16 protein-coding genes are annotated in these 14,417 nt (G+C 41.5%); 13 read left to right on the forward strand and 3 right to left on the reverse strand.

The features are described from left to right. Positions 1-94: 94 nt before the first annotated feature. From BAZ21_RS25580 to crcB (BAZ21_RS25595), 4 genes are all read left to right on the forward strand, one after another. Entirely contained in the window at positions 95-2,236 is a 2,142-nt protein-coding gene (locus BAZ21_RS25580; protein WP_068505643.1) for a HelD family protein, read from the forward strand. Between the two features lie 271 nt (positions 2,237-2,507). Next, complete coding sequence (locus BAZ21_RS25585; RefSeq protein ID WP_068505644.1) at positions 2,508-3,818, forward strand: replication-associated recombination protein A; 1,311 nt, start codon at positions 2,508-2,510, stop codon at positions 3,816-3,818. Positions 3,819-3,905: 87 nt separating this feature from the next. Then, on the forward strand, positions 3,906-4,304 hold the full coding sequence (crcB, locus tag BAZ21_RS25590) for a fluoride efflux transporter CrcB (RefSeq protein WP_068505645.1): 399 nt from the start codon (positions 3,906-3,908) through the stop codon (positions 4,302-4,304). Then, positions 4,304-4,660 carry a fluoride efflux transporter CrcB gene (gene crcB, locus BAZ21_RS25595; protein ID WP_068505646.1) on the forward strand — a complete coding sequence of 119 codons (357 nt, stop codon included), beginning with the start codon at positions 4,304-4,306 and terminating at the stop codon, positions 4,658-4,660. Before crcB (BAZ21_RS25590) ends, crcB (BAZ21_RS25595) begins: the two co-directional genes overlap by 1 nt. A 142-nt stretch (positions 4,661-4,802) precedes the next feature. Here the strand turns inward: crcB (BAZ21_RS25595) and BAZ21_RS25600 are convergent, their stop codons facing one another. Both BAZ21_RS25600 and BAZ21_RS25605 read right to left on the reverse strand, forming a co-directional pair. Continuing rightward, a complete protein-coding gene (locus BAZ21_RS25600) occupies positions 4,803-5,633 on the reverse strand; it encodes a PPK2 family polyphosphate kinase (protein WP_068505647.1) in 831 nt (276 codons plus the stop codon). Between the two features lie 103 nt (positions 5,634-5,736). Continuing rightward, positions 5,737-6,084 carry a hypothetical protein gene (locus BAZ21_RS25605; RefSeq protein WP_256022619.1) on the reverse strand — a complete coding sequence of 116 codons (348 nt, stop codon included), beginning with the start codon at positions 6,082-6,084 and terminating at the stop codon, positions 5,737-5,739. 284 nt (positions 6,085-6,368) lie between these two features. Here BAZ21_RS25605 and BAZ21_RS25610 point away from each other — a divergent pair, with 284 nt between their 5' ends. Then, the gene (locus BAZ21_RS25610) at positions 6,369-6,794 is read left to right on the forward strand and encodes a hypothetical protein (protein WP_068505649.1); all 426 of its coding nucleotides are present in this window, start codon (positions 6,369-6,371) and stop codon (positions 6,792-6,794) included. Positions 6,795-7,032: 238 nt separating this feature from the next. Here the strand turns inward: BAZ21_RS25610 and BAZ21_RS25615 are convergent, their stop codons facing one another. After that, positions 7,033-7,248 (reverse strand): helix-turn-helix domain-containing protein, encoded by a 216-nt coding sequence (locus tag BAZ21_RS25615; RefSeq protein ID WP_068505650.1) that lies wholly within the window; start codon positions 7,246-7,248, stop codon positions 7,033-7,035. Between the two features lie 164 nt (positions 7,249-7,412). Between BAZ21_RS25615 and BAZ21_RS29220 the strand changes: the two genes are divergently transcribed. The 8 genes from BAZ21_RS29220 to BAZ21_RS25660 form a co-directional block, all read left to right on the forward strand. After that, positions 7,413-8,063 (forward strand): hypothetical protein, encoded by a 651-nt coding sequence (locus BAZ21_RS29220; RefSeq protein ID WP_176718218.1) that lies wholly within the window; start codon positions 7,413-7,415, stop codon positions 8,061-8,063. Positions 8,064-8,108: 45 nt separating this feature from the next. After that, positions 8,109-8,552 (forward strand): hypothetical protein, encoded by a 444-nt coding sequence (locus BAZ21_RS25625; RefSeq protein ID WP_068505651.1) that lies wholly within the window; start codon positions 8,109-8,111, stop codon positions 8,550-8,552. Between the two features lie 618 nt (positions 8,553-9,170). After that, complete coding sequence (locus tag BAZ21_RS25635; RefSeq protein WP_068505653.1) at positions 9,171-9,707, forward strand: hypothetical protein; 537 nt, start codon at positions 9,171-9,173, stop codon at positions 9,705-9,707. A 46-nt stretch (positions 9,708-9,753) separates the two neighbouring features. Next, entirely contained in the window at positions 9,754-10,068 is a 315-nt protein-coding gene (locus BAZ21_RS25640; protein ID WP_068505654.1) for a type II toxin-antitoxin system HicB family antitoxin, read from the forward strand. A 26-nt stretch (positions 10,069-10,094) separates the two neighbouring features. Then, a complete protein-coding gene (locus BAZ21_RS25645) occupies positions 10,095-10,574 on the forward strand; it encodes a hypothetical protein (RefSeq protein ID WP_084011922.1) in 480 nt (159 codons plus the stop codon). Positions 10,575-10,696: 122 nt separating this feature from the next. Next, positions 10,697-11,167 (forward strand): hypothetical protein, encoded by a 471-nt coding sequence (locus BAZ21_RS25650; protein ID WP_068505655.1) that lies wholly within the window; start codon positions 10,697-10,699, stop codon positions 11,165-11,167. Between the two features lie 1,057 nt (positions 11,168-12,224). Beyond that, positions 12,225-12,563 carry a hypothetical protein gene (locus tag BAZ21_RS25655; protein ID WP_068505656.1) on the forward strand — a complete coding sequence of 113 codons (339 nt, stop codon included), beginning with the start codon at positions 12,225-12,227 and terminating at the stop codon, positions 12,561-12,563. 691 nt (positions 12,564-13,254) lie between these two features. Beyond that, positions 13,255-14,417, forward strand: a 1,163-nt coding sequence (locus tag BAZ21_RS25660) for a tetratricopeptide repeat protein (protein ID WP_068505657.1), incomplete at its 3' end; no start/stop codon positions are given.

Consider the following 14,417-nt stretch of genomic DNA (forward strand, 5'->3'; position numbering starts at 1 on the left):
TGGATATATATGTTATGATTACTTTCCTTTTTTGTGTCGGAGCAAGTGAAGAGATGCAGAAATCGAGACTTGGTATTCTTAGGAGGTAACTGAAATGGAGAATGAGTTTCAAAGTGCCTATCAAGAAGAACAGCACAGGCTGTCGCTTGCTATGGAGGAAATTGATCGGAGATTGGAGCGGCTTCGTAATATACCGGTATACACCGGGCATGATTTTACGGAGCAAGTACTGGAATCCGCGCGGGAGGAAAAGCGTCAGGATTTGGCCAAAAGCGCGCAGGAGCCTTACTTTGGACGTATGGACTTTGACGAGCGTGGCAGAGGGCATCGTAAGCCGCTGTATATCGGTAAGGTCGGTGTGGAGCGTGAAGAAACGTCAGCGTATCCACTCGTAATTGATTGGCGTGCGCCGATTGCCAGCTTGTTTTATTCGTTTACAGGTGGTGAAGAAACCGCGTCCTACGAAGCTCCCGAGGGAACTATTGAGGGCTTGGTGTATCTGAAGCGCAACGTTGTCATCCGTAAAAGAATCCTGGAACGGGTAGCCGATACGTACAATCGCGAAAGCGACGGGCCCGCTGTTTCCGATGAATTTCTCGTGTATCGTTTGGGAGAGAACAAGGATAACCGTCTACGGGATATCGTCTCTACCATTCAGGCCGAGCAGGATCAGATCATCCGTGCGGCTAAAAATACAGCCCTCGTTATTCAAGGGGTAGCGGGAAGTGGCAAAACGACGGTAGCGCTGCATCGTCTCGCATTTTTGCTTTATCAGTATAAGGATCAAGTGTCGGCGGACAAGATGGTCATTTTCGCACCGAACCATATGTTTCTCGATTATATTTCAGATGTACTTCCAGAGCTGGGGGTCGGAAATATTCAGCAAAGTACATTTGCGGACTGGGCGCTCCAGTTGCTGGGATTGGATTTACCTCTGGCGGACCCTGCCGAAACGTTATCTTATTGGTTTGAGAGTGGCAGCCTGAGAAGGGAGTCTATGGTTGAAGCGCCGGGACGATTCAAAGGTTCGGTTCATTTTATGAAGCTGCTTCAGGCTTTTGTGGAACGACTGGAGCCTATCTCGGTACCTGAGGGCGACTTTTCTCCATGGGATGGGGCGGTGCTGCCGCGAACTGAGATTTTGAATTGGTTCAATGAGGAATACAAGCCCTATCCACTCGCGAAGCGGAAGGAACGAGTGCTTGCAAGAGTCCATCGCTGGATTGAAATGGAGCTGAAAAAGTCGCCTTCGGCGGCTGCGCTCAAGGAACGCAAGAAGAAAGCAGGGACCCGGGAAAAGGCATATGCTAAAAAATGGCCTCAATACGACGCGCTGACGCTTTACAAGCAGCTTTTTCAGGCTGCCAAAGGATTGCCCGCAGAGACAGCCGCGGAGATGAAGGCTTCTTTGCCGGCAACAATTTTCAAGACCACACAATCGGACCTGCGAAAACAGGTGATCCGTGAAGAGGATTTGACTGCCTTGGTCTATCTTCATGTACTGATTCATGAGGTAGAGTCGTCGCAGCGTTTTGACCATGTGGTCATTGATGAAGCGCAGGACTTTTCGCCTTTTCATATCGCATTGCTGGATTTGTTCGTAAAAGGACATTCCTTTACAATACTTGGCGATTTGTCGCAAGGGATTCATGAATATCGTGGTGTACATGCGTGGGAGGAAATGAGTTCTCTTTTTGCGCCGGAACATACGGGGTATTTTGCACTTACGCGGAGCTATAGATCAACCCTGGAAATTATAGAATTTGCAAATACGATTTTGGAGCAGGGAGTTCGCGGCGGCATTACGGCAGTTCCGGTATTTCGTAGTGGCGATCCGGTGCGTACCGTGTCTTATGACAGATCGGGGCGTGAACAGCATTTGCTTACCGCTCTCAAAGAGCTTTCCTCCAAGGAGTATCGCACCGTATCTGTGCTGACACGTACCTTAAAAGAGGCTGTAGAGCTGTATGAGGTTTTCATCAGTGCAGGACTGGATGTACATCTGATTGACGGCGGTAAAAAGCAATATGAAGGCGGCTTGTCCGTTCTGCCTGTGTATCTCTCCAAAGGCTTGGAATTCGACGCAGTCATTGTAGCGGATGCCGACCATGAGCATTATGGAGAGCTGGCATGGGATGCCAAGCTGTTGTATGTGGGATGTACCCGTGCGCTCCATGAGCTATGGCTCATGTATGACGGTGCGCTTCCCAGCTATGTGCAGAAGCAGCCGGAGTAAGCGGAAAACACAGTAGAAAATCGTTTGCATCAGTATTCAAGCTACTGTTCATCGTTGTGGTGGATACGATGGAAGTATACCAGTCTGAGAACAGCCACGGAGTTCATCTTTCGTCCAAGGCTGTTCTTTCTTATTGTGCGCGGCAGACTTGCAGGTATACAGCTGTGCCATGACCATGCTATCTGCAACTTGTTAGCGGTTATGGTAGAATAGAGGCGGTTCAACCCGTTTCAATACAATTGATGATTTGAATTTTAAGGAAGTGAATGAAATGGACTTATTTTCATATTCCGAGGAGTCGACGCCAAGCAATCGATTGCTTGCAGATCGCCTGCGTCCAACCTCGCTGGATGAATATATTGGACAGGAGCACGTCGTCGGCCCGGGCAAGCTGCTGCGAAGAGCTATAGAGGCAGATCAGGTTTCTTCTATACTGCTGTACGGACCGCCGGGATGCGGTAAAACAACGTTGGCGCATATTATCTCGCAGCATACGCAAGGCGATTTCGTCCGTCTGAATGCAGTAGAAGCATCTGTGAAGGACGTAAGGGAAGTCATTGACCGTGCGCAAACAAATAAATCGATGTATGGCAAAAAAACCATTTTGTTTCTCGACGAGGTACACCGTTTTAACAGCTCACGTCAGGATGCACTGCTGCCTGCGGTGGAAAAGGGTACGATCGTGTTTATTGGCGCCACGACCGAAAATCCCTTTCACTACGTGAACGGCGCCTTGATGAGCCGTTCTACGTTGTTTCAGCTTGAAGCGCTGACCCAGGAGCATTCGCTGGCTGCTATGCGCCGCGCCTTGGGCGATGCGGACAAGGGGCTTGGCTATATGCAGCTTCAGGTGGACGAAGCTGCGCTGAACCACATCGCGTCCATGGCGAACGGCGATATCCGCCGCGCCTTGAACGCGATGGAGCTGGCGGCGCTCACGACGCCTCCGCTGGGAGACGGCACGGTTCACGTGACGCTGGAAGTCGCGGAGGAATCCATCCGCCGCCCGATTGTCAAGGCAGACGAGTCCACGCAGTATGACGTGCTGTCTGCCTTTCACAAAAGCATTCGCGGCTCCAGCGACGCGGCGCTGTTTTGGTTCCTGTATGCCGTGGAGAAGCTCGGCATGGACCCGATGACCTTTATTCGCCGCCTCATCGCGGCGAGCAGCGAGGATATTGGCCTGGCGAACCCGCAGGCGATGGTGCAGGCGGTAAGTGCGCTTGAAGCCTATCGCAATAACGGCTGGCCCGAAGCCAGGCTGAACATTGCACAAGCCATTTTGTTCGCTGTGGAAAGCCCAAAATCGAATGCCGTATATACGGCGATTTCACGGGCCATGTCGGCGATGGACGATATCAAATCGGCCGAGGTGCCGCTGCATTTGCGAGACACACATTACAAAGGCTCGGAAAAGCTCGGACATGTTGGGTATCAATACCCGCATAACTTTCCAAATCATTATGTAAAACAGCAATACTTGCCTGATTCGATAGCAGACCAGACCTTTTACCAGGCTACTGAGCAGGGGAATGAGTCAAAAATCAGACAAAACCAGCGGTGGCGTGAATCACAGTCATAGAATGTATGCTGCAGACAGACGAGCGGCGTGTGTGGGTTAGATATGATTACACCGTGATCCTGCATGAGCGAAAAAGGGGATAAAAAAATGAAAGACATGCTATTCGTCGCGGCAGGTGGAGCGCTCGGGACCTCTGCCCGCTACGGCGTGCAATCACTACTGCCTGCAGCCGGGGCGGATTTTCCACTTGGCGTGATGCTAATCAATTGGATCGGCTGCCTGTTCCTGGGCTGGTTCTTTACGGTCACCCTGCGGTCCTGGCGGATCAAGCCCCGCCTGCGACTGGCCATCGGGACGGGCTTTACAGGCGGCTTCACTACGTTTTCCACCTTTGCAGTCGATGCTGTACGCCTCTCGGTTCACGATCGTATGCTGACGGCTGTGTTGTACCTGCTGCTTAGCGTAGGTGGCGGTCTGTTTTTGACGTGGGCTGGTATTCGCCTGGGCACAAATATGACGGAAGCTGCCCCCAAGGAGGAATGCTAATGATCTGGTGGGCGGCGGCAGGCGGGGTTGCAGGTACATTGGCGCGGTACGGGCTTGGCATGTGGGCTGGAAAGCGGTTTGGAACCGCGTTTCCGTGGGGAACGTGGATCATTAATATCAGCGGTTCCTTGCTGCTGGGTTGGTTGTATGGCGAATTTACGCAGCAACATCTGTCTCTTGCACTCTGGATGCTGCTAGGAACAGGCTTTTGTGGCGGTTATACCACCTTTTCAACATTCGGCTATGAATCGCTTCAATTGATGGAGCGTGGAGAATACCGACGGATGGCTGCGTATGTACTGGCTTCAGTGGTCGTAGGAGTTGTTGCCGCAGCTATTGGTTATAGACTTAGTTAAATACTTATAATTCTCCACATGCAGACTACATAAGAAAAAAAGCCTCCGAATCCAGACCATGGTATTTTCAGCCGAGGTTGGTTTCGAAAGCTTTTTTATGAGGTGTTTCACCAAATGTGGATTTAGCGCAGCGCTTATGAAGCTATTTTTTATCCCGTTCTTTATATAGCTCAGGCAAAAGGGATTGCAGTTCCGGTCTTGGATCAGGATCGGACAGCTTCATTTCCTCCAGCGTCTGAACGGCAATTCGCAAAACGGTATAATCTCTATACCAACGGTTATCCGAAGGAACAACATACCAGGGAGCTTGCTTGGTTGCGCTCAGTTCCAGCACGTCCTCATAGTATTGGGTATATTGCTTCCAAAATTTGCGTTCCTGCAAATCACTTGGATCAAGCTTCCAGTTTTTGTGGGGCTTCTCGATCCGGTCGATCAGCTTTTCCAACTGAAACTGCTTGGAAATATGTAAAAAGATTTTAACCACCTTCACACCGCTATCCAGCAGCAGCTGTTCAAAGTGTTTGATATGCTTCATATTCCGTTTGGCCAGTTTATCGGATACCTGTCCGTGAACACGTGTAATCAGTACGTCCTCATAATAAGAACGGTTGAATGCTGCAATATATCCACGCCCCGGGGTTACACTGTGGGCACGCCACAGGAAATCATGGCTTAATTCCTCAGCCGTAGGTGATTTAAAACTATGGACCGTCACCCCCGCTGGATTCAGATTCGAGAATACATGCCTGATCACGCCATCTTTACCGCTGCAATCCATACCCTGAAACACAAACAAAACGGCTTGTTTCTTCTCCGTAAATAATTTACTTTGCAATTCTGCGAAACGTTCCTTCAATTGATCTGTTTCCTGCTGAATTTCTTCTTTATTTTTGATATCCTGCGTATCTTTGGGGTCCCAATCTTTTAAAGAAACTTTTTTACCCGGTGTCAGCATTCCTAATGAATTAGACATAAAGGCACGCTCCTTTTCAATTGAAGTATGATATCTTGTCTACATCATATACCCAAATGAGATTGTGATCAAAAATTCCTTATGTATCTTTGCTTTTCTTGGTCTAAACGGCTACCTTTTCGACTTTCTGGTCACGCTTTTGGTCACAGAATTTCTCTTCAATTTCTAGTGGATCAGATACTTCTTTTTTACTTAGTAGATGTATCCCAATGGACAGCATCAACGAAACGGAGGTATGTCTAAGATCGTGAAATCGAATAGATGGTAGTTCTAGTTCTTCTATCTTTCTTTTCATCAGCCTTGTAATTGTGTTTGGGAAAACTTGCTTTCCAATATTTGTGCAACAGACTAAATCATTGTCCACATACATTTCTCCAGCTAATTCTTTTTCCATAAAGACTCTTTCATATTGCTTCTGCAACACTTCAATTACTTCGTCTGGATATATCAATCGAACGAACACTTGAGGTAGTCTTGGCTCCTTCCTTTCTAACGTCCGCAATGGAGTAATACAATCCAGTTTTTCATCAAGCTTTACTGATACTTACGATTTTGCTTATCAAAATATTACTAGTGCTAGTGGTTTTAAATCTGCTTTTGTTAGACTAGTTAATAATTATGCTCAATATTACCAAACTTATGGTGCTATCGTACCCTATAATGTTAGAATATTCATAAACGACTCTAAATAACTGAAAAATTATAAAAAGTAAAAGAGGAGGTAAAGAATAGGATATGTTAAATAAAATTATGTTCTTTACCTTTTCACTTATTGTTTCCTTAGTTTCCTGTTATAGTCTTGTGCAATTTTGGCTTTGGGATGCTGCCAAAAACGAAAGTGATTATAGTGAAATAGAGAATGGTTTAGCTATTTTTGCTGTTGGACTCATATTTTCCTTTATATTGTTAGTATTTCATATAGTGTTCCATATAAATGTTTTTATAAAGTATATACACCAAAGTGAAAAACCTTTAATTGTTAAAAATATATTTTTTAGCGGAAATAAACTAGGGGTTTTAGTGTGTTGTATACTTTTGGGAATTCTTATATTAGGTTACATTTTGTTAAGAGATATCCCGCTCAATATTTTGATTGTATTTAGTCTAACCTACATTTGTTATAGTGTGTGGGTATTACAAATTAGAGAAGAAAAAGAATGAGTTTTAAATAAAATTTTCGCTCCTGAATACTATTTAGTATTTAGGAGTTTTTTATTTTAATCTAGCACTCTCCTGTTCCTGTAAACTTTATATATTAAATTACAGCGTTATTACGTATTATCTTTAATTGCATTTAACGTAAAATTGCGTTCAATCGGGGTACGACAAATAAGCCTAGATAATTGTCTAGGCTCTTTACTGTGTCTATGTACGCAATAATTTTTAATATGCTGTAGATTTATTCTTCACTTTTCTCGAACTGCATCAATACGGATATGTCGTTTATTTCTAGGGCTTGAGCAATTCTTGTCAACATTGCTAAATTAACTTCTTCACGTTCATTCCTACATAGTTCGGATATTGCAGCTTGTCGTACATTTGCTTTTTTCGATAATTCCATCTGAGTGACACCTTTTTCCTTCATAACTTCCCTCAGTTTTAGTGTTAGCTTCATAAAATTATAATCCTCCAGAAAAAAAGATTTATATTAAACGCTTGTGCGTGTATTATTTAGTCATAGCATTAAACGCCTATACGTATATTGTTATTGGATTTTATAGTACTTTCTTTGGCATTAATATCACTATTTTATCAATTTCTCAAGGAGGAAGATACCCAGTGACCAAAAAAGCTAACAAGCAAGCCATCATCGACATTGTACGACTGAATCAAGTGTGGGAATCAGAAGAAGGAGCCGCTGAAAAAGAGCTACATTATTACCACATTACTGACGTACTTAATCGTAAATGGCAGACTATTGGCCTGAATGTCTCAGACGCTATCCAAGTATTTGAGCAAGGTAATGACGGCAACTGGACTCGTATTATCGAGCCAGCACCGTACAATCCTGACCTGTCCACCAATGACCTAATCAATATGCTCAATATCAGCCCTGCAGCTTGGCGTATTCGCAATAATATGCAAATAATCCTTAACACAGTTGAGCGCCGCAATGAATATGTAAGTCGTATTGTCAATGTGAATCGTGAAAGTAGATTTCTTTTACTCCATCAAATGAAGGATGAATATTTACAGCACGATCAACTTACAGATGAAGAGTTTATGCAATTGTATGCTGTCAATCCTGTGGAAGCATTGTCCATATATTTCTTACAGTCCATTAATATTATCTCGTATTGGGAATGGAAAGCGGCTGGAGGTACTGCTGAGAAGGCTATACAGTACAAATGTGAGGAAGCATTGTTGCCGTTTATTCAGGCTATCGAACGTGCTGAGGATGAAGCGAGAGGGATTGTTTCAGGCTTCTAATGTGTCACGTGACACAACTATTTTCCAAAAGGAGAAGATACATATATGTCCACAACTAATAGCCAAGCGATGGTCAGTTTGACCACCACTGAAACTCCATTTTACCACGACCTGACAATTGAAAAGCTCTGCTACTTCCTTGATATCTCACCTAAAGCTGAAATTCTAATTGGATCAATGAAGTTCATGCTCAACTCTGTCGAACGCTTAAACGAATTCCTGCAACGCTCCACATTTGCCAAGCATCCTTTGTCCTTGCTCACTAAAATGCGTAAAGAGCATATTGATGCACATGGTTACACCGTCAAAGCAACATTCGTTTACGACTATTATATGGACAAACGTTCAGCACTTGAACGCCTGTTCCAAGAACCAGCACATGACTGGAAGATAGAACGATTCAATACAGAGTATCCAGAACGTATTTATGACACTTATCTTGAGCAAGGAAAGTATTCACATATGACACAAGTTGCTTTGTTCGCTTAGGTGAATGAGTCGGTAATACATCGCAATCAAATGGCTTTTATTTGTTTAACAGTGAATTACCGACTTCATGTAAAATTACCATTTCATCGTAATATCGTATCGTAACAGGCTCCACTTTAATGGAATCAACACTATAACGTTGACAATACATTTAATCAAATCGAATAAGGAGCGATAACCTATGTATAAATGTGGGCGACTCATTAAAGGAAAGCTATTCCTGCAAACTTGGGATGGTCAATTAATTAGTCTCAAAACATTAGCTCAGTCTGACAGAAAGACTATGTAACATGGATATAGATTCGCTGTATAGACGATTGGTGAAAGAGGCAGAGGGGAAGGATACAGGGCAGGAGAAAAGGCTTGAGATTAGAAAGGAACTTACTATAATTCGGCGTATGAAAAAGGAAGCTGAAACAAGAAGAAATGTACATATAGGTTGGGGGGATGCCAAATTGTCACCCCTTGAATATATAACTATGCACCTAGAAATAGGCGTTTTTTTGTTACTCTAAATACTATCGTTATAATAATAGCATATGGGAAATTGTGCCTATGTGTTGTATGATATCATTAAAAAGAATTACAAGATTGGAGTAAACATGAAATATTTTTTTATTGTTAACAGCTTTTATATTGCTTTCAGGTTGCCAAACAAATACAGACGTTAAGAATACGGCTACAAAAGCCATTCCTGATAAATCCGTTGCTCAAGAGAAGGTGCAGTCATCAATTAAAGCAGCAGAAGAAAGAGACGAAGCTAAATGGAATTTTTATTATAATTCCCGATTCGGATTCTCTATAAAATATCCTTTGGGATGGACAGCAGGTGAAGAGTCAGATAACGGCGATGGAAAGGCACTGTATGTGGGAAATCCAGATGTTGATATTATAATGTACGCGCATTACTACAATGAAGATCTATCACCATATAACTATCCTGACTCGCTTAGATTACAGAGGCTGAAACTAGACAGTGGTATAGAAGCAGACATGCTAATCGGGTATGAAAATGAGAGGTATGTTATGGATGTGTTTGCTATATCCAGTGAAGATATAGAGTATCACTACAAGGTTAATGTTAGTAAGGAGTTCTTCAATAAAAATGAAGATGTTTTGTTAAAAGTAGCTAAAAGTATCAATTTTCCAAAGTAATCTATGGTTAATGTAAAACGATGATCTTATCACAAGAGAGGTTTCAATGGATAACAAGTACATGATTACTATAAAAAAATGGTCTGACGATATTGATGGCACATATTTTGTAGCAAAGGTTCCTGAACTTAAGGGATGTATGTCAGATGGGACTACAGTCAAAGAAGCATTGATCAATGCTAGGGAAGCAATATCTGGTTATTTAGAAGTTTTGATCGAGTCGGGCGACACTATTCCTAGACCACGAAATGATAAGGAAATTGTTCAGTTATTAGGCGAGTATACAAAAGAAGAAATTGCAGAGTGTTATCAGGCAGTAGACAAGTTACGTAGCATTATAGATCAATTAAATAAAATGTAAGTTTCCCAAAATGGAGAGTTGTTATAGTGGGAAAAATAATTATTGAACCCAACATAGGGATTGGAACGATTAAGCTTGGTATGAGTAAAGCTGAAGTTGAAAATTGCCTTCAAGCATACACTAATAAATTCGATAAGTCGCTTCATGATGATGATTATTTTCACTATGCTTTCAAGGCTGAATATGACTCAGATGGTAGAGTTAATTTTATCGAAGCTGCTTCACATATCAAGGATGATTTTCACTGTCTGCTTAATGGAATTGATGTATTCAATACCAAAGTAGAAGAATTGATTAAGATAGTTGATGAATTGTCACCTTATGATAGACAACACCCGGAATTAGGCTGGATGTATTCCTTTCCGCAATTAGGATTGAAATTTTGGAGATCCAGTATTTTTAATGAAAAAGATACATTAGAGGATTGGTTCAAGGAGATGCCTCTTGAAAACCAAGAGGAAGAGTTGCGTTTTCAATTTTTTGAGACGGTGAGTATCTCTTGTTAATTGATCCTTTGACACATTCGTAAAATTGATTAGATGTAAGGCGTGGGCAACCACGTCTTTTTTGTTTTCTATTTGTAGTATAATGAATACTATAAGGTATCAAAGAAGGAGCAGTATTATATATGAATCTAAACCAGTTACACACAATGACCTACACACTAAACAGCGGTATTAAAGGAACTGTTAACCTATCCAGCAAACAAATACAGGACTGGATAGAATCTTATCGTGTAGGAAGTAAATATGTAACCACAGTAGGTAAAGAGCATTTCGGATTGAATCCTGAGCTTGTAGCAGATTTCAAGGTACATAATGAATATTCTGAGCAGAGGGAACATGTAGCAGCTATTCAACCTACAGTAGCAAGTAAGGCCAGTGAACAGTTAGCAGATGCATACAGCCAGCACAAGGTATTAATTCAGGTAGAATGTAAATGTGGAGCTTCCTATATAGAGGAGTCAGCATACAAGAGGAGTAAATGGGGCTGTAAAGAATGCGGCGATATTGTGTTTTTGGATAGCAAGAAGGGTATGGTTGATACAATAAAGGGAAAAGCGTGGTATATGACCAATATGTATTTTGTTGAGAGATGAATTGGCTTTCCTCAAGATGAAGAAACCCTTGATATGACTAGGTTTAACGCAGAGTTAAACCGTTGTACGGTGCGTAAAACTGTTGGACACAGCGTCCAACTTTGGTGACACTTGGTGACATGAATTCCTGATCGTCAAATTTGACGGTTAGCTACATCTGACTGCTGAAAGACGAAATTCCGTCCCTTATATATCTTACCAAAATTGAGTCCTAAGTTAACTTAGTGCTAAGTCAAATAATTTTACTCACCCAATTCATTAGCTATATCCTCTTGTGTTTTAACCAAACCAAAATTATTTTGGTTTGCCTCTTTCTCTTTGGATGAGAAATTATTTCCTACCCTCTTATCATGTTGATTGTCCAATTATTAAATAATTAATCAATTTCAGTATTAGGCTACTAAGTTAAGCTTAGAAGGCTCAAAGGTGAAATGGCTTTGAGTACCACTATGGTACGGAGCATATCGGAACAACATATCGGTTAAACCGAGTTACAAACAAGTTATAACCTTCTGTCTTTGGGACATCTTGTCTTAGAGATGGCATACATATATGAATTGAGTAAGCCTATTAGAGTGAAAATTGATGGAAATATGTCATCTACTCCGCTATTACGATTGACGATTCGATTAAGGTGTTTTTAAAAACATAGATAAATAAAGGATTTTTCGAATTTGAGTTTTTCACAATTTGATTTAAAAAAGCTTAAAAATCCCTTGATATATCAATCTTTTTTGGACATTTTCCTCTTATTTTTACGATACACATTACAATGTAAAGTAATTCTTCACAAATCCCTTTATTTATCTACATTTTCACCATTTTTTCGATTGAGCTTCGATACGGGTGTCGATACAGATTATCCTCCCTCATATGGTTGATAAGGTGCTAATGTTAACCCTATCGCTATTTACTAAGGTTCCATGAACAAAATTTGCGTAGTCATGAGATCGAGGAATACAGAAATCCCGACTCTAGACTATTTGACTGTAAGTAGCCGAATGTATATGATTTCAATATATGGATATATAAATCGATTAGAAGAGAAGGGGTTACTGTGAGAGTAAAACCAAGAACTTGGGGTGTGGCTTTTCTTGTTTTTAGTGCTATTACGTTCGCTGTAGTAATTACTAATAGTGTTTTTGCTAGCAGCGATACTTCTGGAGAATTGGAAAGCGTTACAAAAGCAACAATTCCTGCTAACGTATTAGAAGAACTCTATCATCCCGATAAGATTTCTACTAAAGATGGATTGTTTGTAAAAACAAAAACACTTCAGGTTGAAAATCGCTTCAGTCAAAATGAAGTGGTCTATGACGTTTCAGAGGCTACTGATAAAACTAAAGTGATTGTTGCATATGACGCTACTTATATTAAGGAAGAAGGTATTGAGTAGTTAATATGGAAAGGGGCAGTTTAAAAGAATCTTTTTCTATATAATTTGATAGCTAAATTTCTGCTGTAGCACATCCATCTCCACACTCAAGTTATATGAGCGAACGATTCAAGCACATGAACAATTTGGAGATTACGCGACGTCGCGTAAATTGCCGATAGGGAAAGTATTCGAAATGTTGTCTCTACCTGAATCTGTTGGCTCTATTGATACCCATTGCAAAATTTTGCGGAATGGGGGGGATGGTTAAAATCAATTGACCACTTAACTTCTACAAATATCCCCCTAGCACTTCTACTCCGCGACTCAGCCTAAATTTGACTCGATGCCATCCCATATCGTGAAGGTTGCTTATATGCTATACATCCAATCTAAGGTGAACCAATAGATAAATCACAATGAAATATGAGCATAACTATTTAATCTAGTAACTTTGTATACCTTAAATTGTATTCTGATTTTCTACAATAAACTATACATATGCAAAATGACGATACCCTTAATCACGAAATCATCGCAAATTATCCGAAAAGGTATCTTAAGTAAATATCTGAAAAGTATATGACTTTATTCCGAAAAATGGTAAGATTATGAACAATAAAACAAAGATATTCTACTACTTATTTCTCAATTACATAATTTATTTAACTATGCATTATATGACAAGTTTATGATGAAGGGTGGATATGACATGAAGCATACACCTACGATACGGGCAGAATTAGACAGATACTTAAAACAAGAAGGTTTGAGTCTAATACAATTTGGGCATATTGCAGGCATGAATAGGGGGATAGTAAGTAGCATAGTGTCAGGAAATAAATCTATGTCTGTTAATCAGCTTGATCTAATCACCGAGGCCATGGGATTGGAAGAAGGGTATTTTTACGATCTGTTTATAGAAAACTACATCATAGACACTCCCCCGAATATGAGACGGATCGAGCCATTTTTGTATCGCTGTGCGGATTTGAACAAGCTGGATGCGATCCGTCGAGTGGTGGGAGCCATCATGGACAATCTACTCTATTCACCCAAACTATTTGATATTGCAGAAACCCTATTCGCACAGGGACGATATGATGCGGCTCTGCTGCTCTATGAGAACGTAGCAGAAGTCGAGAAATACCAACATTCCGAACGCCTGGCTCTTTGCCAGTATCGTATATTCACGATTCAGGTTGGAGACGACCAAAACCGAAATGTCAGGGCAGCAGCGATATTTGAAGCTTTTGTAGAGCGTCTGGATGAAGTAGAGCAGCTTGACGCATTGAAGGATTTGGTTAACGTGTACAGGTCTTTGCGTAAATGGGACAAGGTTGATGAAATGGCAAGAAAGATGAGAGATAAAGCAAAAATCCAATATACTTTGAAACACCGACAGAACAGCAGAGAACTCAATGAGGTTGCTAAGAAGCTGAGTCGTCCCATGTTTGTATACATTACCTATGCCGACCTGTTGTGTGCAAGTGTCTGTGAAGCCCAAGGCGATTATCAGCAAGCTCTACATTATACATATGCCTACGCCAATTTAGATTGGGTCAAAGAGACGGACGAAGATGCTAAACATTGGATCAGCTTGTTTGAACATTGGGCGCAAGCTAACGTTATTGTGAACAAGCTTTTATCTGGAGATATAAAGGCCTTAAATGATTATGTAGAATATATTGATGCATCGTCAGATACAACTGACCAAGATAGGGTTACCCAACTGTTGAACATTATGATGACGGCAAACCGATACCAGATAGACGTACATGATATACTAAAACGCTTTGAAACGGAGATTGATTCTATTACCCAACAGGAACCATCTGCTGATATGTATACTCATCAAGTAGTACCAGAACAATC

This window comes from Paenibacillus kribbensis (assembly GCF_001705305.1).
Classification (GTDB): Bacteria; Bacillota; Bacilli; order Paenibacillales; family Paenibacillaceae; genus Paenibacillus; species Paenibacillus kribbensis_B.

Excerpts from the sequence above, each read along its gene's own strand:
- BAZ21_RS25585 (WP_068505644.1), top strand. The coding sequence starts at position 2,508 with ATGGACTTATTTTCATATTCCGAGGAGTCGACGCCAAGCAATCGATTG.
- BAZ21_RS25615 (WP_068505650.1), bottom strand. The coding sequence starts at position 7,248 with ATGAAGCTAACACTAAAACTGAGGGAAGTTATGAAGGAAAAAGGTGTC.
- BAZ21_RS25650 (WP_068505655.1), top strand. The coding sequence starts at position 10,697 with ATGAATCTAAACCAGTTACACACAATGACCTACACACTAAACAGCGGT.
- BAZ21_RS25600 (WP_068505647.1), bottom strand. The coding sequence starts at position 5,633 with ATGTCTAATTCATTAGGAATGCTGACACCGGGTAAAAAAGTTTCTTTA.
- crcB (WP_068505645.1), top strand. The coding sequence starts at position 3,906 with ATGAAAGACATGCTATTCGTCGCGGCAGGTGGAGCGCTCGGGACCTCT.
- BAZ21_RS25640 (WP_068505654.1), top strand. The coding sequence starts at position 9,754 with ATGGATAACAAGTACATGATTACTATAAAAAAATGGTCTGACGATATT.
- BAZ21_RS25610 (WP_068505649.1), top strand. The coding sequence starts at position 6,369 with ATGTTAAATAAAATTATGTTCTTTACCTTTTCACTTATTGTTTCCTTA.
- BAZ21_RS25625 (WP_068505651.1), top strand. The coding sequence starts at position 8,109 with ATGTCCACAACTAATAGCCAAGCGATGGTCAGTTTGACCACCACTGAA.
- BAZ21_RS25580 (WP_068505643.1), top strand. The coding sequence starts at position 95 with ATGGAGAATGAGTTTCAAAGTGCCTATCAAGAAGAACAGCACAGGCTG.
- crcB (WP_068505646.1), top strand. The coding sequence starts at position 4,304 with ATGATCTGGTGGGCGGCGGCAGGCGGGGTTGCAGGTACATTGGCGCGG.